Origin of the sequence: Oscillatoria sp. HE19RPO (assembly GCF_024220515.1) — a bacterium.
Classification (GTDB): Bacteria; Cyanobacteriota; Cyanobacteriia; order Cyanobacteriales; family Laspinemataceae; genus Laspinema.
Genome location: NZ_JAMXOT010000493.1, coordinates 1 through 1,237, shown reverse-complemented (window position 1 = coordinate 1,237; position 1,237 = coordinate 1). Strand labels below are relative to the sequence as shown.

3 protein-coding genes are annotated in these 1,237 nt (G+C 47.5%); all 3 read left to right on the top strand.

Annotated features, from left to right (window positions below; genetic code table 11):
• The first annotated feature begins 231 nt into the window (after positions 1 to 231).
• Positions 232 to 501 carry a helix-turn-helix transcriptional regulator gene (locus NG833_RS30030; protein ID WP_254568926.1) on the top strand — a complete coding sequence of 90 codons (270 nt, stop codon included), beginning with the start codon at positions 232 to 234 and terminating at the stop codon, positions 499 to 501.
• A 73-nt stretch (positions 502 to 574) separates the two neighbouring features.
• A complete protein-coding gene (locus tag NG833_RS30025; protein ID WP_254568925.1) occupies positions 575 to 778 on the top strand; it encodes a hypothetical protein in 204 nt (67 codons plus the stop codon).
• Positions 779 to 1,102, top strand: coding sequence for a hypothetical protein (locus NG833_RS30020; RefSeq protein WP_254568924.1), 324 nt, complete (start codon positions 779 to 781; stop codon positions 1,100 to 1,102).
• Positions 1,103 to 1,237 lie beyond the last annotated feature (135 nt).

Below are 1,237 nucleotides of genomic sequence, written 5' to 3'. Positions count from 1 at the left end.
TGCAACGGTCATGCCCTCTAACTCAGGGCGCGAGTAGGTGCTCATTTTTATCATCTCTCCAACGAAAAGTGATATAGACAGAGGAAAGGACAGGCCATGCGGATGCACCCTGACAACAGACAGCACCTCGCTGCCTGTCCTTTAGTGTTCGTATCCAAGTCTTATTTTGAGATATCAAATTTGATTTATCGAGTATGGGATTTCAAAATGAGATGTCATTGTGTTAAAGTGATGTCAAGAAAAGATCGTAGACAGGAAGGTGATTCACCTTTGGAGGAGTTACGTCTAGCGCGTACCGAGTTAACTCAAGATGAATTTTGCGTAAGGATAGGGATCCCCCGCGCCACCTACCATCGGTGGATAAAGGGACAGACAGAAGCTAAACCCACGATTAGACAGCTCAAGGCATTAGCTGAAATTCTAAAGATTGAGCGGATAGATGAGTTACCCGATGACTTCGGGCCTCGGGTGCGATCGCACTCCCAAGAGGAGAGCGAATAAAAACAGACCCTCTGCCGTTCGTGACAGAGGGTCCCTTTAGATTGCGATTAAGACTGAGGAGGATTTTTTGGCAATGCTAGGGAACGAACCGGGGAGATTTTTAGCAGACTACACCTATCCAAACCCAGAGGGAGGGGACCCGCTAATTTTTGAGGAATATGATTGCCCCTGGTGTGACGATGGTTACTGGTATTTCACCGATTCAGACGGGATAGAACAGTGTGAACAATGCGATGAATGCGACGGTAACGGAACCATCACGGTGAGGATTCGGTAGATGGCTGAAAAAATAGAATGCCCTCGGTGCAAGGGAACCGGGGAATATCGCACCTATTACCGGATCCAAGATGACGGCGAGATTACCGGATATGAGATTACCGGGGACCTTCACTGGATACGGTACAGTTGCGGGTTTTGTGACGGTACAGGGAAAGTAGATCCGGATACCGCTTATTGGTGTGAAGAGTGCAAGGGAACCGGGGAAGATTCAGAGGGTTACGAGTGTTCTGCCTGCGATGGAACGGGGATTGATAACGATGGACCTTGGGCTGATGAGTTTATAGAGGATACAGGAGATGATTACCCAATTGAATCTTTTTGACCCTGAAAAATACTCAACCCCATCATGCGGAGGTAAACCGGATTGGTATTACGACACCCATGATGGGGTTGAGGATGTTCCCTCTGTTAGCCCGAAAAAAAAAGAAAACGGATCCACGGAAATTAATAAGGCAAG